This is a genomic window from Thioalkalivibrio thiocyanodenitrificans ARhD 1 (assembly GCF_000378965.1).
GTDB lineage: Bacteria > Pseudomonadota > Gammaproteobacteria > Ectothiorhodospirales > Ectothiorhodospiraceae > Thioalkalivibrio_A > Thioalkalivibrio_A thiocyanodenitrificans.
On the sequence record NZ_KB900536.1, the window covers coordinates 3322276 to 3347940 of the forward strand.

23 protein-coding genes and 1 tRNA gene are annotated in these 25665 nt (G+C 63.7%); 23 read left to right on the forward strand and 1 reads right to left on the reverse strand.

Annotated elements, in window-relative coordinates:
- Nucleotides 1-89: 89 nt before the first annotated feature.
- From dapB to greA, 4 genes are all read left to right on the forward strand, one after another.
- On the forward strand, nt 90-893 hold the full coding sequence (gene dapB, locus THITHI_RS0115800; protein WP_018234074.1) for a 4-hydroxy-tetrahydrodipicolinate reductase: 804 nt from the start codon (nt 90-92) through the stop codon (nt 891-893).
- Nucleotides 894-1094: 201 nt separating this feature from the next.
- The gene (gene carA, locus THITHI_RS0115805; RefSeq protein WP_026186425.1) at nt 1095-2222 is read left to right on the forward strand and encodes a glutamine-hydrolyzing carbamoyl-phosphate synthase small subunit; all 1128 of its coding nucleotides are present in this window, start codon (nt 1095-1097) and stop codon (nt 2220-2222) included.
- Nucleotides 2223-2312: 90 nt separating this feature from the next.
- Nucleotides 2313-5534 (forward strand): carbamoyl-phosphate synthase large subunit, encoded by a 3222-nt coding sequence (gene carB / locus THITHI_RS0115810; protein WP_018234076.1) that lies wholly within the window; start codon nt 2313-2315, stop codon nt 5532-5534.
- The gene (greA, locus tag THITHI_RS0115815; protein WP_018234077.1) at nt 5531-6007 is read left to right on the forward strand and encodes a transcription elongation factor GreA; all 477 of its coding nucleotides are present in this window, start codon (nt 5531-5533) and stop codon (nt 6005-6007) included. The genes carB and greA overlap by 4 nt, the downstream gene beginning before the upstream one ends.
- Before the next feature lie 80 nt (nt 6008-6087).
- Here greA and THITHI_RS0115820 read toward each other — a convergent pair whose 3' ends face one another.
- Nucleotides 6088-6387: a YhbY family RNA-binding protein gene (locus tag THITHI_RS0115820; protein ID WP_018234078.1), complete on the reverse strand. Its 300-nt coding sequence runs from the start codon at nt 6385-6387 to the stop codon at nt 6088-6090.
- A gap of 197 nt (nt 6388-6584) precedes the next feature.
- On the opposite strand from THITHI_RS0115820, the gene rlmE reads away from it, so the two are divergent.
- The 19 genes from rlmE (at nt 6585) to THITHI_RS0115915 (ending at nt 25650) form a co-directional block, all read left to right on the forward strand.
- Nucleotides 6585-7208, forward strand: coding sequence for a 23S rRNA (uridine(2552)-2'-O)-methyltransferase RlmE (gene rlmE, locus THITHI_RS0115825; RefSeq protein ID WP_018234079.1), 624 nt, complete (start codon nt 6585-6587; stop codon nt 7206-7208).
- A gap of 101 nt (nt 7209-7309) precedes the next feature.
- Nucleotides 7310-9220 carry an ATP-dependent zinc metalloprotease FtsH gene (ftsH, locus tag THITHI_RS0115830; protein WP_018234080.1) on the forward strand — a complete coding sequence of 637 codons (1911 nt, stop codon included), beginning with the start codon at nt 7310-7312 and terminating at the stop codon, nt 9218-9220.
- A 326-nt stretch (nt 9221-9546) separates the two neighbouring features.
- Complete coding sequence (gene glmM / locus THITHI_RS0115835) at nt 9547-10893, forward strand: phosphoglucosamine mutase (RefSeq protein ID WP_026186426.1); 1347 nt, start codon at nt 9547-9549, stop codon at nt 10891-10893.
- Nucleotides 10894-11025: 132 nt separating this feature from the next.
- On the forward strand, nt 11026-11787 hold the full coding sequence (gene tpiA / locus THITHI_RS0115840) for a triose-phosphate isomerase (RefSeq protein ID WP_026186427.1): 762 nt from the start codon (nt 11026-11028) through the stop codon (nt 11785-11787).
- 4 nt (nt 11788-11791) lie between these two features.
- Nucleotides 11792-12151, forward strand: a complete 360-nt coding sequence (secG, locus tag THITHI_RS0115845) for a preprotein translocase subunit SecG (protein ID WP_018234083.1) — start codon at nt 11792-11794, stop codon at nt 12149-12151.
- A gap of 15 nt (nt 12152-12166) precedes the next feature.
- A tRNA-Leu gene (locus THITHI_RS0115850) sits at nt 12167-12251 on the forward strand.
- Between the two features lie 213 nt (nt 12252-12464).
- The gene (locus THITHI_RS0115855) at nt 12465-12821 is read left to right on the forward strand and encodes an NADH-quinone oxidoreductase subunit A (RefSeq protein ID WP_018234084.1); all 357 of its coding nucleotides are present in this window, start codon (nt 12465-12467) and stop codon (nt 12819-12821) included.
- On the forward strand, nt 12812-13288 hold the full coding sequence (locus THITHI_RS0115860) for a NuoB/complex I 20 kDa subunit family protein (protein ID WP_018234085.1): 477 nt from the start codon (nt 12812-12814) through the stop codon (nt 13286-13288). Before THITHI_RS0115855 ends, THITHI_RS0115860 begins: the two co-directional genes overlap by 10 nt.
- Before the next feature lie 26 nt (nt 13289-13314).
- Nucleotides 13315-14040: an NADH-quinone oxidoreductase subunit C gene (locus THITHI_RS0115865; protein ID WP_018234086.1), complete on the forward strand. Its 726-nt coding sequence runs from the start codon at nt 13315-13317 to the stop codon at nt 14038-14040.
- Entirely contained in the window at nt 14033-15286 is a 1254-nt protein-coding gene (locus THITHI_RS0115870) for an NADH-quinone oxidoreductase subunit D (protein WP_018234087.1), read from the forward strand. The genes THITHI_RS0115865 and THITHI_RS0115870 overlap by 8 nt, the downstream gene beginning before the upstream one ends.
- Nucleotides 15286-15792, forward strand: coding sequence for an NADH-quinone oxidoreductase subunit NuoE family protein (locus THITHI_RS0115875; protein WP_018234088.1), 507 nt, complete (start codon nt 15286-15288; stop codon nt 15790-15792). The genes THITHI_RS0115870 and THITHI_RS0115875 overlap by 1 nt, the downstream gene beginning before the upstream one ends.
- Nucleotides 15793-15799: 7 nt before the next feature.
- Nucleotides 15800-17077, forward strand: coding sequence for an NADH-quinone oxidoreductase subunit NuoF (nuoF, locus tag THITHI_RS0115880; RefSeq protein WP_018234089.1), 1278 nt, complete (start codon nt 15800-15802; stop codon nt 17075-17077).
- A 37-nt stretch (nt 17078-17114) separates the two neighbouring features.
- Nucleotides 17115-19490, forward strand: coding sequence for an NADH-quinone oxidoreductase subunit NuoG (gene nuoG / locus THITHI_RS0115885; RefSeq protein ID WP_018234090.1), 2376 nt, complete (start codon nt 17115-17117; stop codon nt 19488-19490).
- A 19-nt stretch (nt 19491-19509) separates the two neighbouring features.
- Nucleotides 19510-20577, forward strand: a complete 1068-nt coding sequence (nuoH, locus tag THITHI_RS0115890; RefSeq protein WP_018234091.1) for an NADH-quinone oxidoreductase subunit NuoH — start codon at nt 19510-19512, stop codon at nt 20575-20577.
- Nucleotides 20578-20587: 10 nt separating this feature from the next.
- Entirely contained in the window at nt 20588-21076 is a 489-nt protein-coding gene (gene nuoI / locus THITHI_RS0115895; protein ID WP_018234092.1) for an NADH-quinone oxidoreductase subunit NuoI, read from the forward strand.
- A gap of 24 nt (nt 21077-21100) precedes the next feature.
- The gene (locus tag THITHI_RS0115900; RefSeq protein WP_018234093.1) at nt 21101-21694 is read left to right on the forward strand and encodes an NADH-quinone oxidoreductase subunit J; all 594 of its coding nucleotides are present in this window, start codon (nt 21101-21103) and stop codon (nt 21692-21694) included.
- 82 nt (nt 21695-21776) lie between these two features.
- Entirely contained in the window at nt 21777-22082 is a 306-nt protein-coding gene (gene nuoK, locus THITHI_RS0115905) for an NADH-quinone oxidoreductase subunit NuoK (RefSeq protein WP_018234094.1), read from the forward strand.
- A 4-nt stretch (nt 22083-22086) separates the two neighbouring features.
- Entirely contained in the window at nt 22087-24072 is a 1986-nt protein-coding gene (gene nuoL / locus THITHI_RS0115910) for an NADH-quinone oxidoreductase subunit L (RefSeq protein WP_018234095.1), read from the forward strand.
- Between the two features lie 63 nt (nt 24073-24135).
- Nucleotides 24136-25650: an NADH-quinone oxidoreductase subunit M gene (locus THITHI_RS0115915; protein WP_026186428.1), complete on the forward strand. Its 1515-nt coding sequence runs from the start codon at nt 24136-24138 to the stop codon at nt 25648-25650.
- Nucleotides 25651-25665: the final 15 nt, after the last annotated feature.

The window sequence follows — 25665 nt, forward strand, 5'->3', positions numbered from 1 at the left end:
TCGGTTTTTCTTGTATCTTGTATCTGGTCCACGGGCCTTGTCGAAGCCTCCGCCCATAAACCCACTGCACAAGACCTGAAGAATTCACCATGACCAACATCGCTATCGTCGGCGCCGGCGGGCGCATGGGGCGCACCCTGATCGAGGCCGTGCAGCAGGCGGAGGGGCTCGTGCTCACGGTCGCCACCGAGCAGCCGGGCAGTACCCTGTTGGGCTCGGACGCGGGCGAGCTGGCCGGCGTGGGGCGCTTGGGCGTGACCATCACCGACGACCCCGCGGCCCGCGCCGATGCCTTCGACGTGCTGATCGACTTCACACGCCCCGAAGGGACCCTGAAGCACCTTGAGATCTGCCGGGAGGCCGGGCGGGCCATGGTGATCGGCACCACCGGGTTTAGCGAGGACCAGAAGCAGGCGATCCGTGAAGCCGCGAAGGAGATCCCGGTGGTGTTCGCCCCGAATATGAGCGTGGGCGTGAATCTCTGCCTTAAGCTCCTGGACCTGGCCGCCCGGGTGCTGGGCGACGAGGTGGACATCGAGGTGATCGAGGCGCACCACCGCCACAAGGTGGATGCGCCTTCCGGCACGGCGCTTCACATGGGTGAGGTGGTGGCCGGAGCCCTGGGCCGTGACCTGGCCGAATGCGCGGTGTACGGCCGGGAGGGCCACACCGGCGAACGGGATCGCCGGACCATCGGTTTCGAGACCATCCGTGCCGGCGATATCGTGGGTGAACACACGGTCATGTTCGCGGGGCCGGGCGAGCGCGTGGAGATCACCCACAAGGCCTCCAGCCGCATGACCTTCGCCAGGGGCGCCGTGCGGGCTGCCGCCTGGCTCAAGGACCGGGCCGCCGGACTTTACGATATGCAGGATGTGCTCAATCTGGGTTGATGCCGGATGAGGCGGGGCGGATGGTTTCCGGTCCGTCCGATTGTGTGAGCCAGGTGGCGGCGCATGCGCCCGGCATTGGACAAGAGCCCCGCAAATCGCGTAAAATTCAACGCATTAAATCCCCTGCTCACACCAATCCCCGGCGGGATGGCTCTGTCAATCATCGTCCCGCTCGTCCCATACGCGCCGGAGGTTTTCCCCTTGAGTTCCACACCCGCTTTGCTGGCACTGGAAGACGGCAGTCTGTTCCGTGGCGTTTCCTTTGGCGCCCCGGGCCGGACCGTCGGCGAGGTGGTGTTCAATACCGCCATGACCGGCTACCAGGAGATACTGACGGACCCGTCCTACGCCCGTCAGATTGTCACCCTGACCTACCCCCACATCGGCAACACCGGAGTGAATCCGGAGGACGAGGAGTCCGGCGCAGTGCATGCGGCGGGGCTTGTGATCCGGGATCTGCCGCCACTGGTGAGCAACTGGCGCAGCCGGGAGGCCCTGCCCGATTACCTGGGTCGCCATGGCGTGGTGGCCATCGCCGGGATCGACACCCGGCGCCTGACGCGGATCCTGCGGGAGAAGGGCGCTCAGAACGGGTGCATCATGGCCGGTGATCCCGACGAGAACGCGGCGCTTGAGGCGGCGCGAGGCTTCCCGGGTCTCAAGGGCATGGATCTGGCGAAGGAGGTCTCGGCGGCGGAAGCGTATGACTGGAACGAGGGCACCTGGCGGCTGGAAGGCGGCCATGCGCCGGCACCCGGAAAGGCGCCCTATCGGGTGGTGGCCTACGACTTCGGCATGAAGCGCAATATCCTGCGCATGCTGGTGGACCGTGGCTGCCGGATCACCGTCGTGCCCGCGCAGACGCCGGCGAAGACGGTCCTTGAGATGAAGCCCGACGGGGTATTCCTGTCAAACGGCCCCGGTGACCCGGAGCCCTGTGACTACGCCATCTCCGCCATTGGCGAGATCGTCGACGCGGGCGTGCCCACCTATGGTATCTGCCTGGGTCATCAGCTGCTGGGTCTGGCCAGTGGCGCACGCACGGTCAAGATGAAGTTCGGTCATCACGGTGCCAACCATCCCGTTCAGGATCTGGAGACGAAGCGGGTGATGATCTCCAGTCAGAACCACGGGTTCGCCGTGGACGAGGACACCCTGCCGGACAATCTGAAGGCGACGCACCGCTCCCTTTTCGACGGGACCCTGCAGGGCATCGCCCGCACCGACCGCCCGGCCTTCAGCTTCCAGGGCCACCCCGAGGCGAGCCCCGGGCCCCACGACGTTGCGCCGCTGTTCGACCGTTTCGTTGAATTGATGGAAAACCGTTAAGCCACAGAGGACACAGAGTTCACAGAGCAAGAGCAGAGATCTTTCACCTCTGTGACCTCTGTGAACTCTGTGGCTAAGCGACTACAACACATGCCAAAACGCACAGACATCGAAAGCATCCTCATCATCGGTGCCGGGCCCATCGTCATCGGTCAGGCCTGCGAGTTCGATTACTCCGGGGCCCAGGCCTGCAAGGCGCTGGGCGAGGAGGGTTACCGGGTCATTCTGGTGAATTCGAACCCGGCCACCATCATGACCGATCCGGAGATGGCGGATGCCATCTACATCGAGCCGGTGGAATGGAAGACCGTCGCGCGCATCATCGAGCGTGAGAAGCCCGACGCGGTACTGCCGACCATGGGCGGGCAGACGGCGCTCAACTGTGCGCTGGATCTCGCCAGGCACGGTGTGCTGGAGAAGCACGGCGTGGAGCTGATCGGCGCCAGCGAGGATGCCATCGACATGGCCGAGGACCGGGAGCGCTTCCGCGAGGCGATGTCGGAGATCGGCCTCGAGTCGCCGGTCGCCTACATGGTCAATTCGTGGGAGGAGGCCCAGGAAGCCCAGCCGAAGATCGGTTTTCCGGTGATCATCCGGCCGTCGTTCACCATGGGTGGCAGCGGAGGCGGCATCGCCTATAACCGCGAGGAATACGAGGAGATCGTCAAGCGCGGTCTGGATCTTTCCCCCACCAATGAGGTGCAGGTGGAGGAGTCCGTGCTGGGCTGGAAGGAGTTCGAGATGGAGGTCGTCCGTGACAAGGCGGACAACTGCATCATCATCTGCTCCATCGAGAACCTGGATCCCATGGGCATCCACACGGGTGACTCCATCACCGTGGCGCCGGCCCAGACGCTCACCGACAAGGAATACCAGATCATGCGCAACGCCTCCGTCGCGGTGCTGCGCAAGATCGGCGTCGACACCGGCGGCTCCAACGTGCAGTTTGCCGTGAATCCGGAAGACGGCCGCCTGGTGGTGATCGAGATGAACCCCCGCGTGTCGCGCTCCTCTGCGCTCGCCTCCAAGGCCACCGGTTTTCCCATCGCCAAGGTGGCAGCGAAGCTCGCCGTGGGTTACACGCTGGACGAACTGCGCAACGAGATCACCGGCGGCGTGACACCGGCGTCGTTCGAGCCATCGATCGATTACGTGGTCACCAAGATCCCGCGCTTCACCTTCGAGAAGTTTCCCCAGGCGGAGGCCAGGCTCACCACCCAGATGAAATCCGTGGGCGAGGTGATGGCCATCGGCCGCTCCTTCCAGGAGTCCTTCCAGAAGGCCCTGCGCGGGCTGGAGACCGGCAACGACGGTCTCAACGAGCAGTTGATTCATGGTGACGCGGATGCCGAAGCCATCGTCCGTCGCGAGCTGGTGGCCAACGGGCCGGATCGCATCTTCTACGTGGCCGAAGCCTTCCGGCTCGGATTCAGCATCGAACAGGTATACGAGTTGACCTGCATCGATCGCTGGTTCCTGGCCCAGATCAATGAACTGATCTTCCTGGAGCAGGATCTCAGGGACAAGGACATCAGGGACCTCGACCGCGACACACTGTTCGATCTGAAACGCCGCGGTTTTTCCGATCGCCGGCTTGCGCGGCTGCTCAACGATACCGAGAAGGAGGTGCGCCAGTATCGACACGAACTGGGTGTGCGTCCGGTCTACAAGCGGGTGGACACCTGTGCCGCGGAGTTCGCATCCGGCACCGCCTACCAGTATTCCAGCTACGACGAGGAGTGCGAGGCCGCGCCCTCGGACCGCGAGAAGATCATGGTGCTCGGAGGCGGGCCCAACCGCATCGGCCAGGGTATCGAGTTCGATTACTGCTGCGTGCATGCCGCGCTCGCCATGCGCGAGGATGGCTACGAGACCATCATGGTCAACTGCAATCCCGAGACGGTGTCCACCGATTACGATACCTCCGACCGCCTCTATTTCGAGCCACTCACCCTGGAGGATGTACTCGAGATCGTCGAGGTCGAGAAGCCGAAGGGAGTGATCGTGCAGTACGGCGGGCAGACGCCGCTCAAGCTCGCCCGGGACCTGGAGGCCGCCGGCGTGCCCATCATCGGCACGACACCCGATTCCATCGACCTCGCCGAGGACCGGGAGCGCTTCCAGCAGCTGATCGACAAGCTGGAACTGGTCCAGCCTCCGAACCGCACGGCCCGCAGTGTCGAAGATGCCATCAGCAAGGCCGAGGAGATCGGCTATCCGGTGGTGGTGCGTCCGTCTTACGTGCTGGGCGGCCGCGCCATGGAGATCGTCTATAACGAGGAGGATCTGCGCCGCTACATGCGCGATGCCGTGCAGGTCTCCAATGACGCCCCTGTGCTGCTGGACCGCTTTCTGGATGATGCCGTGGAGGTGGACGTGGACGCCATCTGCGACGGCGAGGACGTGTTCATCGGCGGCGTCATGCAGCACATCGAGCAGGCCGGCGTGCACTCGGGTGATTCTGCCTGCTCCCTGCCGCCTTACTCATTGGGTGCGGAGGTTCAGAAGGAACTGCGCGAGCAGGTGCGCAAGATGGCCTTCGGCCTGAAGGTCGTGGGTCTGATGAACACCCAGTTCGCGGTGCAGGCCGACAGGATCTACGTGCTGGAGGTCAATCCGCGCGCCTCGCGTACCGTGCCCTTCGTCTCCAAGGCCATCGGTCTGCCGCTCGCCAAGATCGCCGCACGCTGCATGGCCGGTCGCAGTCTCAAGGATCAGGGTGTCGGAGACGAGGTGATCCCGGATTACTACTCGGTGAAGGAGGCGGTGTTCCCCTTCATCAAGTTCCGGGGCGTGGATACGATCCTGGGCCCCGAAATGAAATCCACCGGCGAGGTGATGGGCATGGGCCGGAGTTTCGCCGAGGCCTTCGCCAAGAGCCAGTTGGGGGCGGGGGTGAATCTGCCCATGCGCGGCAAGGCTTTCGTCAGCGTACGCGATGCCGACAAGGAGGGCGTGGCCGAGGTGGGCCGCGAACTGGTCAAGCAGGGCTTCCAGGTGATCGCCACCCGCGGTACCCAGGCGGTGCTCGAGGCCGCCGGTATCCAGTGCGAGCAGGTGAATAAGGTCACCGAGGGCCGTCCGCATATCGTCGACATGATCAAGAATGATGAGATAAGCCTGATCATCAACACGACCGAGGGCCGGCAGGCGATCGCGGATTCCTTCACCATCCGCCGCGAGGCGCTGCAGCACAAGGTCAGCTATACGACTACTCTGGCCGGATCGCTGGCCACCGTCGCAGCCCTGGGGTATCTGGATCACGAACAGGTCTATCGCCTGCAGGATATGCACAAGGAGAACCAGCGATGAGCAAGACCCCGCTGACCGTCAATGGTGCGAGCAAGCTCAAGGCTGAGTTGCAGCGGCTCAAGACCGAAGAACGGCCGCGCGTCATCGCTGCCATCGCCGAGGCCCGGGAACACGGCGATCTGAAGGAGAATGCCGAGTACCATGCGGCCCGCGAAGAGCAGGGTTTCATTGAAGGTCGGATCAAGGAGATCGAGAGCAAGCTCTCCAACGCCCAGATTATCGATGTCACGAATCTCAATGCCGGTGGAAAGGTGGTGTTCGGTGCCACGGTGGACCTGACGGACGAGGATACGGGTGCCGAGGTGACCTATCAGATCGTCGGCGACGATGAGGCGGACATCAAGCAGGGCATGATCTCCATCAATTCCCCCATTGCCCGTGCCCTCATCGGCAAGGAAGAGGGGGAAGTGGTGACCGTCAAGGCCCCGGGCGGGGACAAGGATTACGAGATCGTGGCAGTCAAGTACATATAGAAGGGCAGATGCAGGAGGGAGCACGAGGGGTCGATCCATCGCCCGGTTTGACGATGCCGCCCCACCCATGCCCGGTCTTTTCAGACCTGGATCCTGTCTTCATCACTCTTGTTCGGATTCGGGCGGAACAGGGTCGCGATGAAACCGATGCGCTGCACGAGGTCGGCGCCGGTACGGTCGCAGATCCGCTGTACGGCGATATCGCGGCTGTCGCGGTCCGAGACGTTGACCTTGACCTTCACGAGTTCATGGTGACTCAGTGCCAGCCGGATCTCCTCAATCACACTGTCGGTCAGCCCCTTCTGCCCCACGGTGACGATGGGTTTGCGGGGATGGGCCAGGGTGCGGAGTCTTTTGCGCTGCTGGTCGGATAGGGCCATGGGTTCGTCGGGTTGTCGCTGGAAGCGCGAGCTTAGCACGGGTTGAAGGCGTGTTCATGGGTTGGCGCGCCGGACACGGGCATTGGCGACGGGGCGCTGCTCCACCGGCATCCATCGAACCGCCCCCGGCCTTGACCTGGACACGATCACCAAAAGGCACAAGTCCGTCGGCACTGAAACGACCCGAGACCAACCCCATGGCCAGAAGCAAAACCAGCCACCGCTGGCTCAAGGAGCATTTTGACGATGAGTTCGTCAAACGGGCCCAGCAGGAGGGCTACCGTTCCCGCGCCGTGTACAAGCTCCAGGAGATTCAGGCGAAGGACCGTCTCCTGCGCCCGGGCATGACCGTGGTGGACCTGGGCGCAGCCCCGGGGGGCTGGGCCCAGTATGCCGCCGAGCTTGTGGGCCGGAACGGCCGTGTGGTGGCCAGCGATATCCTGCCCATGGACCCCATCCCGGGCGTCACCATCCTCGAAGGGGATTTCCGGGAGCCCGAGGTGCTGGAGAAGCTCCTCTCGGTTCTGGGGGAGGGCGGGGCGGACCTTGTGATGTCGGATATGGCCCCCAATATGAGTGGTGTGGACGCCGTGGATCAGCCTCGTGCCATGCACCTGGCGGAACTGGCCGCAGACCTGGCCCGTACGGTGCTGAAACCGGGCGGAGATTTTCTGGTCAAACTTTTCCAGGGCACCGAATTCGATGATTACGTCCGGAATCTGCGAGGCGACTTCGATAAGGTCAGCATGCGAAAGCCCAAGGCCTCAAGACCCCGCTCCCGTGAGGTGTATGCGGTGGCCCGGGGCCGCAAACTGGTGTAAGGTCCTAGCGAACTGTGTCGTTTTTCCGGGGTTCGGATCGAACCTCACGGCATGATGCAGCACACGGACAGGGTGCACGACGAATTACTTGAGGTGTCGCGTTGAACGACTTGGTCAAAAACCTGATTATCTGGGCGGTCATCGCCATCGTGCTGATGTCCGTTTTCAACAACTTCAGCCCGCGCACCGCCCAGCCGCAATCGCTGTCCTATTCGGAATTCATCAGCGAGGTGAAAGGGGGGCGGATCCAGAGCGTGTACATCGAGGACAACACCATCGAGGGCACCACGCTCAATGGTGAGAAGTTCACCACGTACAGCCCCAATGATCCGGGTCTGATCGGCGATCTTCTTGCCAATAATGTGGAGATCCGCGCCCAGGAGCCTCAACGCCGCTCCCTGCTGATGGATATCCTCATCAGCTGGTTCCCCATGCTGCTGCTGATCGGGGTGTGGATCTACTTCATGCGCCAGATGCAGGGCGGAGCCGGCGGCCGCGGTGCCATGTCCTTCGGCAAGAGCAAAGCCAAGATGATGAGCGAGGACCAGGTCAAGGTCACCTTCGCCGACGTGGCCGGCTGCGACGAGGCCAAGGATGAGGTGGCGGAACTGGTGGAGTTTCTGCGTGATCCCACCAAGTTCCAGAAACTGGGCGGCAAGATTCCCCGCGGCGTGCTCATGGTGGGCTCGCCCGGTACCGGCAAGACCCTGCTGGCCAAGGCCATCGCCGGCGAGGCCAAGGTGCCGTTCTTCAGCATCTCCGGCTCCGATTTCGTGGAAATGTTCGTGGGCGTCGGCGCGAGCCGCGTGCGCGACATGTTCGAGCAGGGCAAGAAGCATGCCCCCTGCATCATCTTCATCGACGAGATCGACGCGGTGGGTCGCCACCGCGGCGCGGGTCTGGGCGGCGGTCACGATGAGCGCGAGCAGACGCTTAACCAGCTGCTGGTGGAGATGGACGGCTTCGAGGGTACGGAAGGCGTGATCATTATCGCCGCCACCAACCGCCCCGACGTGCTCGATCCGGCACTGCTGCGCCCGGGCCGCTTCGACCGCCAGGTCGTGGTGCCGCTGCCCGACGTGCGCGGGCGCGAACAGATTCTCAAGGTGCACATGCGCAAGGTCCCCGTGGCCGAGAACGTGCGTGCGGACTTCATCGCGCGCGGCACCCCCGGCTTCTCAGGGGCCGATCTGGCCAACCTGGTCAACGAGGCGGCGCTGTTCGCCGCCCGGGGCAACAAGCGCCTGGTGGACATGAGCGATTTCGAGCGTGCCAAGGACAAGATCATGATGGGCGCCGAGCGCAAGTCCATGGTCATGAGCGACGCGGAGAAGAAACTGACCGCCTACCACGAGGCGGGTCACGCCATCGTCGGACGCCTGGTGCCCGAGCACGATCCCGTCTACAAGGTCAGCATCATCCCGCGCGGCCGCGCCCTGGGTGTGACCATGTTCCTCCCCGAGGAGGATCGTTACAGCCACAGCAAGACGCGGCTCGAGAGCCAGATCTGCTCCCTGTTCGGCGGACGTATCGCCGAGGAGATCATCTTCGGGCACGACAAGGTGACCACCGGCGCCTCGAACGACATCGAGCGGGCCACCGCCATCGCCCGCAACATGGTCACCAAGTGGGGCCTGTCAGACCGCCTGGGCCCGCTGTCGTATGGTGAGGACGAGGGCGAGGTGTTTCTGGGTCGTCAGGTGACACAGCACAAGCAGATGTCCGACGAAACCGCCCACGCCATCGACGAGGAGATCCGCCGCGTGATCGACTCGAGTTACGACAGGGCCAGGACGATTCTCGGGGAGAACATGGACAAGCTTCACACCATGGCCGAAGCCCTGATGAAGTACGAAACCATCGACGTGGATCAGATTAACGACATCATGGAGGGCAGGACACCGCGCCCGCCCATGGACTGGAGCGACGATGAACCGCCCGCCGGGGGTGCCCCCGCCGAGGACAAACCGCCCGAGGGAGGTATTATCGGCGGGCCGGCGGGCCAGCACTGACACGGGCCCCGCCCGGCCGATATCAAAGGCCGCCTCCGGGCGGCCTTTTTTGTCGGCGCGCAACCGAACGGGCGTGACCAACCACGCAGGGGCATGACTCGCGGATCGCGGGAAACGTTCGAGCGTCTGAGTTCACTTCCGGCCCCTGCTCCTGGATGCTCCGTGCCCCTCCCCCGGCCGGTGGCAGGCGGGATCCGGTACCCGCCACCGCGGGGCCGGCCGTGCCCCGCAGGCGGGGGAGAGGCTTGTACGTGTGCCTCATGCGGTAGAATCCGGGGTGTCCCTGCCACCGGTCAGGGGCGTGATCCGAAAGGGAGGTACACGGGGTGGAAAGACGCTATTTCGGCACTGACGGTATGCGCGGACGGGTGGGCCGCGTCCCCATGACCCCGGATTTTGCGCTCCGGCTCGGGTGGGCCGCGGGCAGGGTGCTGGCGCCCGGCGGGCAGGGGCCGGTGATCATCGGCAAGGACACCCGGGTGTCCGGTTACATGTTCGAATCCGCCCTTGAGGCAGGCCTGTCGGCCGCCGGGGCGGATATCCGTCTCCTGGGGCCCATGCCCACACCGGCCGTGGCGTACCTGACACGGACGTTTCGCGCCGCCGCCGGTATCGTCATCAGCGCCTCCCACAATCCGTACTTCGACAACGGCTTCAAGTTCTTCTCCTCGGAAGGGACGAAACTGCCGGACCACGTGGAACTGGCCATCGAGGCGGAACTTGAGCGCCCCATCGAGACGGTGGATTCCGCGCAAATCGGCAAGGCCGAACGGATACACGACGCCCCGGGCCGCTATATCGAGTTCTGCAAGAGCACCATTCCCTCCGGGACCGCCTTCCACGGCATGAAGGTGGTGGTGGATTGCGCCCACGGAGCGAGTTATGCGGTAGCCCCCAGCGTGTTCGAGGAACTGGGCGCGGAGGTGGTGGCCATCGGTGATCAGCCTGACGGGTTCAACATCAACGAGGACGCCGGTTCCCTGCACCCGGACAACCTGCGTACCGCGGTACTCGATCACCGGGCGGACGTGGGCATTGCCCTGGACGGGGACGGTGATCGGGTGATCCTGGTGGACGAGCAGGGTGAGGTGGTGGACGGGGACGAGGTCCTATGCATCATCGCCCTTGGGCGTGCACGGGACGGGTTGTTGAACGGCGGCGTCGTGGGAACCCTCATGAGCAATCTCGGGCTTGAACTGGCCCTGGGCGAGCAGGGTATCCCATTCAGGCGTGCGGCGGTGGGTGACCGCTACGTGATGGAGATGCTGCATGCGGAGGGATGGACCCTGGGTGGAGAGTCCTCCGGGCACATTCTGTGCCTGGATCGAACCACGACCGGGGATGGTGTCGTGTCGGCGCTGCAGGTCCTGCATATCATGCGCAGGACCGGTCAGGCGCTTTCCGGATTGCGCCGCGTCATGACCAGGTTTCCCCAGACCCTGATCAACGTGCCGCTGGGCGGCGCGGCGGATCGCAACGCGGTGATCAGGGCGGATGCGGTGGCGGCTTCGGTGCGCGCGGCGGAGCGCGTGCTGGGTGATCAGGGCCGTGTGCTCCTGCGTCCTTCCGGGACCGAGCCTCTGGTGCGGGTCATGGTTGAGGGCCGCGATCCGCGCCAGGTCCAGGAGATCGCCCGCGGCATCGCGGAAGCGGTGCGAAGTGCGGCCGGGTGAGAGACCTCGGGCATCCCTTCGAAAAATGCACGGGCAAACCCCGTTCACACGCCCGCGAAATTGATTTATCGGGTCCCGAGAGTTAAGCTTGCGCGCTTTGCTCAGACTGCGAAACGTAACGGGGGACAAGGCATGCGTCAGCCGATGGTGGCCGGAAACTGGAAGATGAATGGCTCCAGGAAGGCCAATGAGGGCCTCCTGGCCGAGGTGCGTGAAGCCCTGTCTTCGCCGGTTGAGGCCGAAGTGGTGGTCTGTCCCCCGTACGTTTATCTGCCTCAGGTCGCCGGCCTGGTGGACGGCTCGGCCGTCCGCCTGGGTGCGCAGGACGTCTCCGACCAGGATTCCGGTGCGTATACCGGCGAGGTCTCGGGCGAGATGCTCAAGGACGTGGGTTGCCGTTACGTCATCGTCGGGCACTCCGAGCGCCGCGGCCTTTACGCCGAGGACGATGCCTTCACTGCCCGCAAATTCGCCGCCGCCCGGCGCCATGGGCTCAAGCCCATCCTGTGCGTGGGTGAACTGCTGGAGGAGCGCGAGTCCGGTGTCACCGAGCAGGTGGTGGCCCGTCAACTGGATGCGGTCATGGATCTGGAGGGCGTCGAATCCCTCAAGGACGCCGTGGTTGCCTACGAGCCCGTCTGGGCGATCGGCACCGGCAAGACCGCCACCCCCGGACAGGCCCAGGCAGTGCACGCCTTCATCCGTGCCCGCGTGGCCGAGCGCGACGCCGGCGTGGCGGAGGGGTTGCGCATCCTCTACGGCGGAAGCGTCAAGGCGGACAACGCGCAGGAACTGTTCTCGCAGCCCGATATCGACGGAGGCCTGATCGGCGGCGCCTCCCTGAAGGCCGCGGATTTCATGGCGATTTGCCGAGCGGCCGTTCCGGCGGACTAACTCTATGTTGTATGGCATTTTATTGGTGGTGCAGGTAGTCTTGGCCCTTGGCCTGATCGCGCTGGTGCTGATCCAGCACGGCAAGGGAGCCGATGCCGGCGCCGCCTTCGGGAGCGGTGCCTCCTCGACGGTCTTCGGTGCCCGGGGTTCCGCCAATTTCCTCAGTCGCGCCACAGCCGTGCTGGCGGCACTGTTCTTCGCGAACAGCCTGGGCCTGGCCTACATGGTGTCCAATCAGCCCACTCCGACCAGCGTGATCGACATGATGTCTCCGGCGCCTCAGGTGATCGAGGAGCAGCGCCCGGTACCCGTGGAACGCCCGGTGGACGAGCAAGCGGACGGACCGGTGGATGTACCGCGCTGAGTCGAAAAACCAGCCGCAGATGTGGTGGAATTGGTAGACACGCCGTCTTGAGGGGGCGGTGGCGAAAGCCGTGTCGGTTCGAGTCCGACCATCTGCACCATTTTTCCCGCGCGCCGGTTTCGGGCCCCGGTCCACGAGCCCTGCCGACGGGTGGACAATCCGGCGCCCGAGTTGACGGCGGAGGGATGCATGGATCCGGGGACAGTCGTCCGGATCGCGAGAGATTAGGGACGATCCGCCGGGCAGGCCGGTCGGATGCAACAGCCGAATCCCGCTGTACCGTGAAAAAACGCGCGGCGGAGGGAGCGACAGCATGCTGGAAAACTATCTGCCAGTCCTCATCTTCATCGGTGTGGGTCTGCTCGTCGGTGTGATTCCTCTCCTGCTGGGGATGGCGGTGGGTCCTCATCGCCCGGATAGCGCCAAGAACTCTCCTTACGAATGCGGTTTCGAGGCCTTTGAGGACTCCCGCATGAAGTTCGACGTCAGGTATTACCTGGTCGCCATCCTGTTCATCATCTTCGATCTCGAGATCGCCTTCCTGTTCCCCTGGGCCGTGGTGCTCGAGGATATCGGCCTGTTCGGCCTGCTTGCCATGGCCCTGTTCCTGGGGATTCTGGTGATCGGCTTCATCTATGAATGGAAGAAGGGGGCACTGGAATGGGAATAGAAGGCGTCCTTGAGAAGGGATTTGTCACCACCTCCGCCGACAAGGTCATCAACTGGGCCCGTACCGGCTCGCTCTGGCCCGTGACCTTCGGCCTGGCCTGCTGCGCGGTGGAGATGATGCATGCCGGTGCGTCCCGCTACGATCTGGACCGCTTCGGCGTCGTCTTTCGGCCCAGCCCGCGCCAGTCCGATCTGATGATCGTTGCCGGTACCCTGGTCAACAAGATGGCGCCGGCGCTGCGCAAGGTCTACGACCAGATGGCTGAACCCCGGTGGGTGATCTCCATGGGTTCCTGCGCCAACGGTGGTGGCTACTATCACTATTCCTACGCGGTGGTGCGCGGCTGCGACCGCATCGTGCCGGTGGATATCTATGTCCCCGGTTGTCCGCCCACGGCGGAGGCGCTGCTCTACGGTATCCTGCAGTTGCAGAACAAGATTCGCCGCACCAATACCATCGCCCGTTAACCCCTGTCCCACGGCGGATTCGAACCATGACGGATCGACTCGACAGACTGGCCGCGCGCCTGCAGGAACACGTCAAGCCTGCCGACGGCAAGCTGTGTCGGGCCCATGGTGAACTGACCCTCGAGGTGGAGGGCGGTGACCTCCTGGCGGTGGCCGGGCGTCTGCGCGACGACGAGGGGCTCAGATTCGAGACGTTGGTGGATGTCTGCGGGGTGGATTATCTGGAGTACGGCGTCGCCGAGTGGTCCACGGAGACGTCTTCCAGCGAGGGCTACAGCCGCGGTGTGGAGAAGGCCACCTTCGGACGATTCACGTTCGACGATGCGCCCGACAGGGGCGGGCGCGAGGGGCCTCGCTTCGCCGTGGTCTATCACCTGCTGTCGGTGAGTCTCAACCAGCGCCTGCGGGTGCGGGTGTTCTGCGAGGACGACGAGTTCCCGGTGGTGCCCTCGGTGACCGGGATCTGGACCTCGGCCAACTGGTACGAGCGCGAAGCCTTCGACCTGTTCGGCATCATGTTCGAAGGCCACCCGGATCTGCGCCGCATCCTCACCGACTACGGTTTTGTGGGCCATCCCTTTCGCAAGGATTTCCCGCTCGTCGGTCACGTGGAGATGCGCTACGACCCCGAGCAGGCCCGCGTCATCTATCAGCCAGTGAGCATTGAACCCCGGGTGCTGGTGCCCAAGGTGATCCGGGATGACCACCGTTATGTCGACGAATCGGCCGAGGAGAAACCCGCCGATGCCTGAGATCCGCAACTACACCCTGAACTTCGGCCCCCAGCATCCCGCAGCCCACGGTGTGCTGCGCCTGGTACTGGAGCTGGACGGCGAGGTGCTGCAGCGGGCCGACCCGCACATCGGGCTGCTGCATCGCGGCACCGAGAAGCTCGCCGAGAGCAAGCCCTACAACCAGAGCATCGGCTACATGGACCGGCTCGACTACGTGTCCATGATGTGCAATGAGCACGGCTATGTGCTGGCCATGGAGAAGCTTCTGGGGATCGAGCCGCCGGTGCGCGCGCAATACATCCGGGTGATGTTTGACGAGATCACCCGGATCCTCAATCACCTGCTGTGGCTCGGCGCCCACGGCCTCGACATCGGCGCCATGACGATCTTCATCTACGCGTTCCGCGAACGCGAGGACCTGATGGATTGTTACGAGGCGGTCAGCGGGGCCCGCATGCATGCCACCTACTACCGGCCCGGCGGCGTCGCCCGTGACCTGCCGGACTCCATGCCCAGGTACCAGGCCTCCCGCTTCAAGAGCCAGAAGGAGGTGGATGCCCTGAACGAGATTCGCCAGGGCTCCCTGCTGGATTTCATCGAGGCCTTTACGGAGCGCTTCCCGCGCTGCGTGGACGAGTATGAGACCCTGCTCACCGACAACCGCATCTGGAAGCAGCGTACCGTGGGGGTCGGCGTGGTCTCCCCGGAGCGAGCCCTGCAGATGGGGTTCACCGGGCCGATGCTGCGCGGCTCCGGCGTGGAATGGGACCTGCGCCGTAAGCAGCCCTACGAGGTCTACGACCGGCTGGATTTCCAGATTCCGGTCGGCGTGAACGGCGACTGCTACGACCGCTATCTGGTGCGCATCGAGGAGATGCGGCAGTCCAACCTCATCATCAGGCAGTGCGTGGACTGGCTTCGCAGCAACCCGGGCCCGGTGATGCTGGAAGACCACAAGATCGCCCCGCCGCGCCGCGAGGAGATGAAGGCGGACATGGAATCGCTGATCCACCACTTCAAGCTGTTTACCGAAGGGTTCTGTGTGCCCGAGGGTGAGGCCTATGCCGCGGTGGAGCACCCCAAGGGCGAGTTCGGCGTGTATCTCGTCTCCGACGGCGCCAACAAGCCCTATCGCGTGAAGGTGCGCGCGCCGGGGTTTGCCCATCTGGCCGGCCTCAACGAGATGGCGGTGGGCCACATGCTTGCCGATGTGGTCGCCATCATCGGGACCCAGGATATCGTCTTCGGGGAGATTGACCGCTGATGCCTAAGACCCGGAACGAGGACAAGGCGGAACTGCTCAACGAGCATCTGCGCGCGGAGATCGATGACTGGCTGCGCCGCTTTCCGGAAGACCGGCGCGAGTCCGCTGTATTGGGCGCGCTGCGCGCCGTGCAGCATGAGCACGGGTACCTCAGTACCGAATTGATGGACGCGGTTGCCGCGTACATCGACATGCCGGAGATCGCCGTCTATGAGGTGGCAAGCTTCTACTCCATGTACGAGTTGAAACCCGTGGGGCGCCACACCATTGCCGTATGCACCAATATCTCGTGCATGCTGCGCGGCTCCGACAGGATCGTCGAGCACATCGAAAACAGGCTGGGCATCAGGACCGGTGAAAGCACGCCGGACGGAAGGTTCTATCTGAAGCGCGAGGAAGAATGCCTCGCGGCCTGCTGCGGAGCGCCCATGATGCAGGTCAATCACGTTTACCACGAGCATCTCACCCCCGAGCGGGTGGACGAGATACTCGACAGTCTCGAGTGAGCACGCGATGAACCGGATCTGCTTCACCACGCTTCAGTTCGATGAGCCATGGACGCTGGAGAACTACGTCAAGGTGGGAGGCTACCAGGCGTGGAAGAGAATCCTCACCGAAAGGATTTCCCAGGAGGACGTGATCGAGGAGGTGAAGAAATCGAACCTGCGAGGCCGCGGCGGCGCGGGATTTCCCACGGGACTGAAGTGGAGCTTCATGCCGCGCAATGCTCCGGGGCAGAAGTATGTGGTGTGCAACTCGGATGAATCCGAACCCGGCACCTGCAAGGACCGGGATATTCTGAGATTCAACCCCCACGCCCTTGTGGAGGGCATGGCCATCGCCGGCTACGCCATCGGCGCCACCGTGGGTTACAACTACATGCGCGGCGAGTTCATGGATGAACCCTATGAGCGTTTCTGCCGGGCGGTGCGCGAGGCGTACGAACAGGGTTACCTGGGCAGGGACATACTGGGCTCCGGCGTGGATTTCGATCTGCATCCGACCCTGGGCGCCGGCGCCTACATCTGCGGCGAGGAGACCGCCCTGCTGGAATCCCTGGAGGGCAAGAAGGGCCAGCCCCGCTTCAAGCCTCCGTTTCCGGCAAACTTTGGTCTCTACGGCCGGCCCACCACCATCAACAACACGGAATCCCTGGCATCCATCCCTGCCATCATCCGCGAGGGTGGCGAGTGGTTTGCGGAATTGGGGATCCCCAAGTCGGGCGGCGAGAAGCTCTTCTCCGTGTCCGGCCATGTGAACAAGCCGGGCAACTTCGAGATTCCCCTGGGTACGCCGTTCAGGGACCTGCTGGATATGGCCGGCGGCATGCTGGAAGGTCGTCAGATCAAGGCAGTGATCCCGGGAGGCTCGTCCGTGCCGGTCTTGCCCGGCGACGTGATGCTCGAGGTCAACATGGACTACGACTCCATCGCCAAGGCAGGCTCCATGCTGGGTTCCGGCGCCGTGATCGTGATGGACGAGACCACCGATATGGTGAAGGCCCTGCAGCGCATTTCGCGCTTCTATTTCTCCGAGTCCTGCGGACAGTGCACCCCCTGCCGGGAGGGCACCGGCTGGCTGTACCGCATGCTCACCCGCATCGTGGAAGGCAAGGGCCGCCCGGAGGATCTGGAGCGGCTGGACGACGTGGCCAGCAAGATCGAGGGACGCACGATCTGCGCCCTGGGTGATGCCGCGGCCATGCCGGTGCGCAGTTTCGTCAGGCATTTCCGCCACGAATTCGAACACTACATCGAGCACGGGCACGGCCTTGTCGCGAACGCGACCTGAAGCCCCCGGACGAATCCAGCGAGTCGAGACATGCGGCATGAGTGAGGATCTGGTCAACATCGAGATCGACGGCGTTCCCCTGCAGGCGCGCAAGGGGGCCATGCTGATCGAGGTGGCGGACGAGGCGGGTGTGCGGATTCCCCGCTTCTGCTATCACAGGAAGCTGTCGGTGGCGGCCAACTGCCGCATGTGCCTGGTGGAGGTGGAGAAGGCACCCAAGCCCCTGCCCGCCTGCGCCACGCCGGTGATGGACGGCATGAAGGCCTATACGCATTCGCCCAGGGCACTGGCCGCCCAGAAGGGCACCATGGAATTCCTGCTCATCAACCACCCGCTGGACTGCCCCATCTGCGACCAGGGCGGCGAGTGCGAACTGCAGGATGTGGCCATGGGTTATGGCGAGAGCGTGTCCCGCTACAGCGAGGCCAAGCGGGTGGTGAAGGACAAGGACATCGGTCCGTTGATCGCCACCGAGATGACCCGCTGCATCCACTGCACCCGCTGTGTGCGTTTCGGCGAGGAGATCGCCGGGATCCGCGAGTTGGGCGCGACCGGGCGCGGGGAATTCATGCAGATCGGGACCTTCATCGAAAAATCGCTCAGTTCCGAGATGTCAGGCAACGTGATCGACCTCTGTCCGGTGGGTGCGCTCACCGCCAAGCCCTCGCGTTACACGGCGCGGCCGTGGGAGCTGATTCAGCATCCTGCGGTGGCACCCCATGACAGTATCGGCTCCAATATCTTCCTGCATACCCGTGAGGGCCGCGTCATGCGCGCCGTGCCCCGAGACAACGAGGCAGTCAACGAGACCTGGATCTCCGACCGGGACCGCTTCAGCTACACGGGCCTGTATGCGCCCGACCGGCTTGCCGGTCCCATGGTCAAGGAAAACGGGAAGTGGATCGATACCGACTGGGAAACCGCCCTGACGCGGGTGGTCGAAGGCCTGCGGGGCACGGCGCCCGCGGAGATCGGAGCGCTGCTCTCGCCCCACGCGACCCTCGAGGAACTCTACCTGGCCCAGAAATTCCTGCGTGCCATGGGCGTCCTGAACCTCGATCATCGGCTGCGTCAGAGCGACTTCAGTCGTGCCGATGCCGATCCCCTGTTTCCTTATCTGGGGCTGTCCATCGAGGCGCTGGAGAAGCTGGATGCCGCCCTGCTGGTGGGTTCCAACGTGCGCAAGGAACAGCCCATTGCCCACCACCGGCTGCGCAAGGCGGCGTTGGCCGGGGCCGCCGTGATGGTCATCAACACCCGGGATTACGGTTTCGCCTTCCCCGTGGCCGGACAGGTGATCGTGGATCCCCAGGCCATCTTGCGTCACCTGGCCGGTGTGGCCGCTGCGGCACTCAGGGCCGCCGGTGCACCGGCGCCCGCGGCCCTGGCCGGTGTCCTCTCCGAGGCCGAGATCGGCGATGAGGAACAGGCCATCGCCGCAGCGCTCAGGGGCGCGGGATCAGCGGCGATACTGATGGGCAGCCAGGCCCTGGCCCATCCCCAGGCCAGTCTGATCCGGGCGTTGTGCGCCGTCATCGCAAAGCACACGGGCGCGACCCCGGGCTATCTGCCGGAGGCGGCGAACAGTGCCGGTGCGTGGCTGGCCGGTGCGGTGCCCCATCGGGGGCCCGCGGGCGCGCCGCTGGAATCACCGGGGCTGGATGCGGCAGCCATGCTGGAGAAGCCGCGTCAGGCGTACATGCTGCTGGGTGTGGAACCCCACCTGGATTGCGCCGACGGACCGCGGGCCCGTGCCGCGCTGGAAGCGGCGGGTTTCGTCGTGGCACTCAGTGTATTTGCATCCAATGCTCTGAAGGATGTGGCGGATGTGCTGCTGCCGGTGGCCGCGTTCGCCGAGACCTCCGGCACCTTCGTCAACGCCGAAGGCCGATGGCAGTCCTTCAAGGGTGTGGCACCGCCCCCGGGCGATGCGCGTCCCGGCTGGAAGGTCGTGCGGGTGCTGGGCACCATGGCCGGTCTGCCGGGGTTTGACTACGTATCCTCGGAACAGGTCCGTGACGAACTCAAGGCGCGATTCGGCGAGGACACGGCCTTTTACAACCGGGTCTCCCTGGAAGGGGAGGCCTTTGACCTGCCGCCCAGGATCACCGGTCTGCAACGCGCGGGGGGCGTGGCCATCCACGGTCTCGATCCGCTGGTGCGCCGGGCGGAACCGCTTCAGGCCACCGCCGACGGTCTGCAGGCCGGGGCCTATATCTGCGAGGCCCAGGCCAGGGCCCTGGACCTGACGGGCACCGGCCGGGTGCTGGTGCGTCAGGGCGGGCATACGGCGCATCTGGATCTGGTGATCGACAACAGCGTGGCCATGGGCAGTGTGTGGATTCCGGCGGGGATGGCGCAGACCTCATCTCTTGGCCCCCCTCACGGGGCCGTGGAACTGCAGAAGCTCTAATGCATCAGGGATACGACAAATGATGGAAGCCATCATCAATTTCTGGGAAGGTCTGCCCGTGGTCATGCAGATCATGACCAAGATCACCTTCATCGTCGCGCCTCTGATGCTGGCGGTCGCCTATGTGACCTATGCCGAGCGCAAGATCATCGGCTACATGCAGGTTCGCCTGGGGCCGAACCGGGTGGGGCCCAAGGGGTGGCTGCAGCCGATCGCCGATGCGCTGAAGTTGCTGACCAAGGAAGTCATCGTCCCGACCAACGCCAACCGCTTCCTGTTCCTGAGTGCTCCGGTGCTGGCCATCGCGCCGGCGCTGGCCGCCTGGGCGGTCATCCCCTTCGACGACGGCATGGTGCTGGCTGATATCAATGCGGGCCTGCTCTATATCCTGGCGCTGAGCTCACTGGGCGTGTACGGAGTGATCATCGCGGGCTGGGCATCCAATTCCAAGTACGCGCTGCTGGGCGCCATGCGATCCGCCGCCCAGATCGTGTCCTACGAGATTGCCATGGGCTTCGCCCTGGTGGGCGTATTGATGGCCGCCGGCAGCCTGAATCTGGGCGACATCGTGCGGGCCCAGCAGGGCATGTCCGTGGCGGGCTGGTTCGCGTGGCCGCTGATCGGGCTTTTCCTGGTGTTCTTCATCTCCGGTGTGGCCGAGACCAACCGCGCGCCGTTCGACGTGGCGGAGGGCGAGTCGGAGATCGTGGCCGGTTTCCACGTGGAGTACTCCGGCATGGCCTTCGCCGTGTTCTTCCTGGCCGAGTACGCCAACATGATCCTGATCGCGGCGTTGACCGCCGTGCTGTTTTGGGGCGGATGGCTCTCGCCGTTGGCGGGCCTGGTGTCCGAGTCGTGGCTGGCCGTCCCCCTGCTGGGCTGGTTCCTGGGAGACGGCATCCACTGGTTCCTGGCGAAGACCGCCTTTTTCCTGTTCTGCTTCCTGTGGTTCCGGGCCACCTTTCCGCGTTATCGCTATGACCAGATCATGCGTCTCGGCTGGAAGGTGCTGATTCCAGTGACTCTGGTGTGGCTGTTCGGCATCGGTGTGGCAGTGGCCCTGGGCTGGCAGCCCTGGACGGTGTGAGGAGCGTGTCATGAACGCCGTACGCAATTTCGTCAAAAGCTTCCTGCTCTGGGAACTGCTGCTCGGCATGCGCCTGACGGGCCGTTACCTCTTCTCCGGAAAGATCACCGTGCAGTATCCCGAGGAGAAGACCCCCATATCGCCCCGCTTTCGCGGCCTGCATGCCCTTCGCCGCTATCCCAACGGCGAGGAGCGCTGCATCGCCTGCAAGCTCTGCGAGGCGGTCTGCCCGGCGCTTGCCATCACCATCGAGTCCGAGCAGCGCGCCGACGGTACCCGGCGCACCACCCGCTACGACATCGATCTGTTCAAGTGCATCTTCTGCGGTTTCTGCGAAGAGGCATGCCCCGTGGACTCCATCGTGGAGACGCACCTGTTCGAGTACCACTTCGAAAATCGCGGCGAGCAGATTATGACCAAGGAAAAGCTGCTCGCCATCGGTGATCGTTACGAGCAGCAGATCTCCGCGGCACGTGCGACCGATGCACCGTATCGATAGCGCGAAACAGACCAGGGATACCCAATGAGCTTCGAGGTCTTTTTGTTCTACTTCTTCGCCGTGCTCCTGGTGGGCGCGGCGGTGGCCATGATCACTGTTCGAAATCCGGTGCATGCCGCCTTGTTCCTGGTGCTCACGTTTGTCACCAGTGCAGCCTTGTGGATCATGCTGGAGGCGGAATTCCTTGGCATCGTGCTGGTGCTCGTCTACGTAGGCGCGGTGATGGTGCTGTTCCTGTTCGTCATCATGATGCTTGACATCAACATGGCCAGGCTGCGCGAGGGCTTCATCCGCTTTCTGCCGGTAGGCATCCTGGTGGCGGTGGCCATGGCCACGGTGATGGTGCTGGTGGTGGTGCGTCACTTCCATGTAAAGCCTCCGGCACGGGCGGCCGCGGATTACAGCAATACCGAGGCCCTGGGCCGCATCCTGTATACGGAATACGTCTATCCGTTCGAGATCGCGGCGGTGATCCTGCTGGTCGCCATCATCGCTGCCATCGCGCTCACGCTGCGCCGCCGGCCAGGGACCAAGGCCATCGACCCGGCCAGGCAGGTGCATGTTTCCCGAAAAGGCCGGGTCCGCATGGTGGACATGAAATCCGAAGGCAAGTCCTGACATGACACGGATATAGAGGGAAGGGCGGAGACAACGAGGCGGCCCCGTCAGGGCCGTCCGGGAACAACAAACGGGACCCAACATGATTTCCTTGTCGCACTATCTGGTGCTCGGAGCGATTCTGTTTTCGCTCAGCATTGCCGGCATCTTCCTCAACCGGAAGAACGTGATCATCCTGCTCATGTCCATCGAGCTGATGCTGCTGGCGGTGAATATGAATTTTGTCGCCTTCTCCTATTTCTCCGGGGATATGGCCGGGCAGGTCTTCGTATTCTTTATCCTTACGGTGGCCGCCGCCGAGGCGGCCATCGGTCTCGCCATCCTCACCCTGCTGTTCCGCAACCGCCAGACCATCAACGTCCAGGATCTGGACGAGATGAAGGGATAAGGTCATGGAGAACGTCTATCTCGCCGTCGTCCTTGCCCCGCTGCTCGGCGCCATCGTGGCCGGCCTGTTCGGCCGTCAGATCGGCAGAACAGGCGCCCATACGATCACCATTCTGAGTGTCGCGGTCTCTTTTGTGCTGTCCGTATGGGTGTTCAAGCACCATGTATTCGACAACGCGGCGATTCACAACGCCACCGTCTACACATGGATGGTGAGCGACGGGATCCGCTTCGAGATCGGCTTCCTGGTGGACAACCTCACCGCCATGATGATGCTGGTGGTGACCTTCGTGTCCCTGATGGTGCACATCTACACCATCGGCTACATGCACGACGACCCGGGCTACCAGCGCTTCTTCGCCTACATCTCACTGTTCACCTTCTCCATGCTCATGCTGGTGATGGCGAACAACTTCCTGCAGCTGTTCTTCGGCTGGGAAGCCGTCGGTCTCGTCTCCTACCTGCTGATCGGCTTCTGGTTCAAACGGCCCACGGCCATCTACGCCAACATGAAGGCGTTTGTCGTCAACCGGGTCGGGGACTTCGGCTTCATCCTTGGGATCGGCGCGCTGCTGTTCTACGCGGGCAGCCTCGATTACTGGGAGGTGTTCGCCGAAGCCGAGGGCATGTCCCGAGCGACCATCGGTATTCTGCCGGGCAGTGAATGGTCCCTGCTCACGGTGGCCTGCATCCTGCTGTTTATCGGAGCGATGGGCAAGTCCGCGCAGGTGCCCTTGCATGTCTGGCTGCCGGATTCCATGGAAGGCCCGACCCCCATCTCCGCTCTGATTCACGCCGCCACCATGGTGACCGCCGGCATCTTCATGGTGGCGCGCATGTCGCCCCTGTTCGAGTTCTCCACCGTGGCGTTGTCCTTCGTGCTCATCATAGGCGCGATCACCGCCTTCTTCATGGGGCTGATCGGCATCGTGCAGAACGACATCAAGCGGGTGGTGGCCTACTCGACGCTCTCCCAGCTGGGTTACATGACCGTCGCCCTGGGCGCCTCGGCCTATGCGGCGGGTATGTTTCACCTGATGACCCACGCCTTCTTCAAGGCCCTGCTGTTCCTGGCCGCGGGCTCGGTGATCATCGCGCTGCACCACGAGCAGGACATGCGCCGCATGGGCGGGCTTCGCAAGTACATGCCGATCACCTACATCACGGCCCTGGTCGGTTCGTTGGCGCTGATCGGCTTCCCGTTCTTTTCGGGCTTTTTCTCAAAGGATGGCATCATCGAGGCCGTCGCCCACTCCACCACGCCGGGCGCCGGCTTTGCCTACGTCCTGGTGCTGGCCGGCGTGTTCGTCACGGCGCTCTACACCTTCCGCATGTTCTTCATGGTGTTCCACGGGGAGGAGCGTTTCCGCCATGAGGGACACCACGGCCATGAGAGGGAGCGCGATGCGCATGGCCATGTGCACGAGCCCCGGGAGTCCCCCTGGGTGGTGACCGTGCCTCTCATCCTCCTGGCCATTCCCTCGGTGGTGGCCGGTTACGTGGTGGGGCCGGTGCTTTTCGGTGATTTCTTTGCCGATTCCATCTTCGTGCTGGAGGACAACGACGTGCTGGCCCGCCTCGGCGAGGGCTACACCGGGGTCCTGGGCTACGTGGTCCATGGCATCATGATGCCGCCTTTCTGGCTGGCCATGGCGGGCCTTGCCACGGCCTGGTACGTCTACATGCGCAGGCCGTCCATTGCCGCCGGGGTCAAGGCACGCCTGGAGTGGTTTTACAGGGTGCTTGACCGCAAGTACGGCTTTGACGAATTCAACGCCCTTGTGTTTGCGGGCGGCGGCGTTGGTCTGGGCCGCTTCCTGTGGCGCTTCGGCGACGTCCTGTTCATCGATGGCCTGCTGGTCAACGGCAGCGCCAGGACCGTGGGTTTTATCTCCCGCTACGCCCGCCTCGGCCAGACCGGTTATCTGTATCACTACGCCTTCGCCATGATCATCGGCCTGCTGGTGCTCCTGACGGTGTTCATCCTTTGAGCGCCGCGACAACAACAAGACGATCAACATGGATCGAAATGCGGAATCAATCGGGACTGATCAATGTTTGCTGACTGGCCACTACTGAGTCTGGTGATCTGGACGCCGATCATCGGCGGCTGCATCGTGCTGATGTCGGGTGACAGGATGCCCGGCGGCGCGCGCCGTCTGGCATTGTTCTTTTCGGTTGCCACCTTCCTGGTCAGCATCCCGCTGTTCATGGGTTTCGACCGGGGCACCCACGAGATGCAGTTCGTGGAGCTGCTGCCCTGGATCAGTACCTTCAATGTGAACTATCACCTCGGTGTCGACGGCATCGCGATGCCGCTGATCCTGCTGACCACGTTCACCACCGTGCTGGTGGTGATCGCGGCCTGGGAGGTGATCCAGCACCGCGTGTCCCAGTACATGGCCGCCTTCCTGATCATGGAAGGCTTCATGAACGGCGTGTTCGCGGCACTGGACTCCGTGCTCTTCTACGTGTTCTTCGAGGGCATGCTGATCCCCATGTTCCTGATCATCGGCCTGTGGGGCGGGCCGAACCGGGTGTACGCCACCATCAAGTTCTTCCTGTATACCTTCCTCGGATCGGTGTTCATGCTGGTCGCGCTGATCTACATGTACACTCGCTCCGGCAGCTTCGCGATCCTGGACTTCCACCAGCTGCAGCTGGGCATGACCGCGCAGGTCCTGATATTCCTGGCCTTTCTCGCCGCCTTCGCGGTGAAGATCCCCATGTTCCCGGTGCACACATGGCTTCCGGACGCCCACGTGGAGGCGCCCACCGGCGGATCCGTGGTGCTGGCGGCGATCATGCTCAAGATCGGTGGCTACGGTTTCCTGCGCTTCAGCCTGCCCATCACCCCGGACGCTTCCCAGGCGCTGGACTGGCTTCTGATCACCCTGTCGCTCATTGCCGTGGTCTACATCGGGTTCGTGGCGCTGGCGCAGCAGGACATGAAGAAGCTCATCGCCTACTCGTCCATCGCCCACATGGGTTTCGTGACCCTGGGCATCTTCATCGTATTCATGATCCACGGCAGCACCGGCAACTGGCAGGGCGCGGCGCTGGGTGTACAGGGCGCCATGGTGCAGATGATCTCCCACGGCTTCATCTCGGCGGCCCTGTTCCTTTGTGTGGGCGTGCTCTATGACCGCATGCACAGCCGCCAGATCGCGGACTACGGCGGCGTGGTCAACACCATGCCCTGGTTTGCCGCCTTCTTCGTACTGTTCGCCATGGCCAACACGGGCCTGCCGGGCACTTCGGGCTTCGTCGGCGAGTTCATGGTGATCCTGGCGAGCTTCCGGGCCAGTTTCTGGATCGCCTTCCTGGCTGCCACCACCCTGATCCTCGCCGCCGGCTACACGCTGTGGCTTATCAAGCGCGTGGTGTTCGGGGAGATCGCCAATGACAACGTGGCAAAGCTCGAGGACATCAACCGCCGGGAGTTCCTGGTACTGGGCATCCTGGCCTTCGTCGTGTTGCTGCTGGGCGTGTGGCCCGCGCCACTGCTGGAGGTGATGCACGCCACGGTGGACAACCTGATTCAGCACATCGCTGTATCCAAGCTTTGAGTACCCGGACAACAA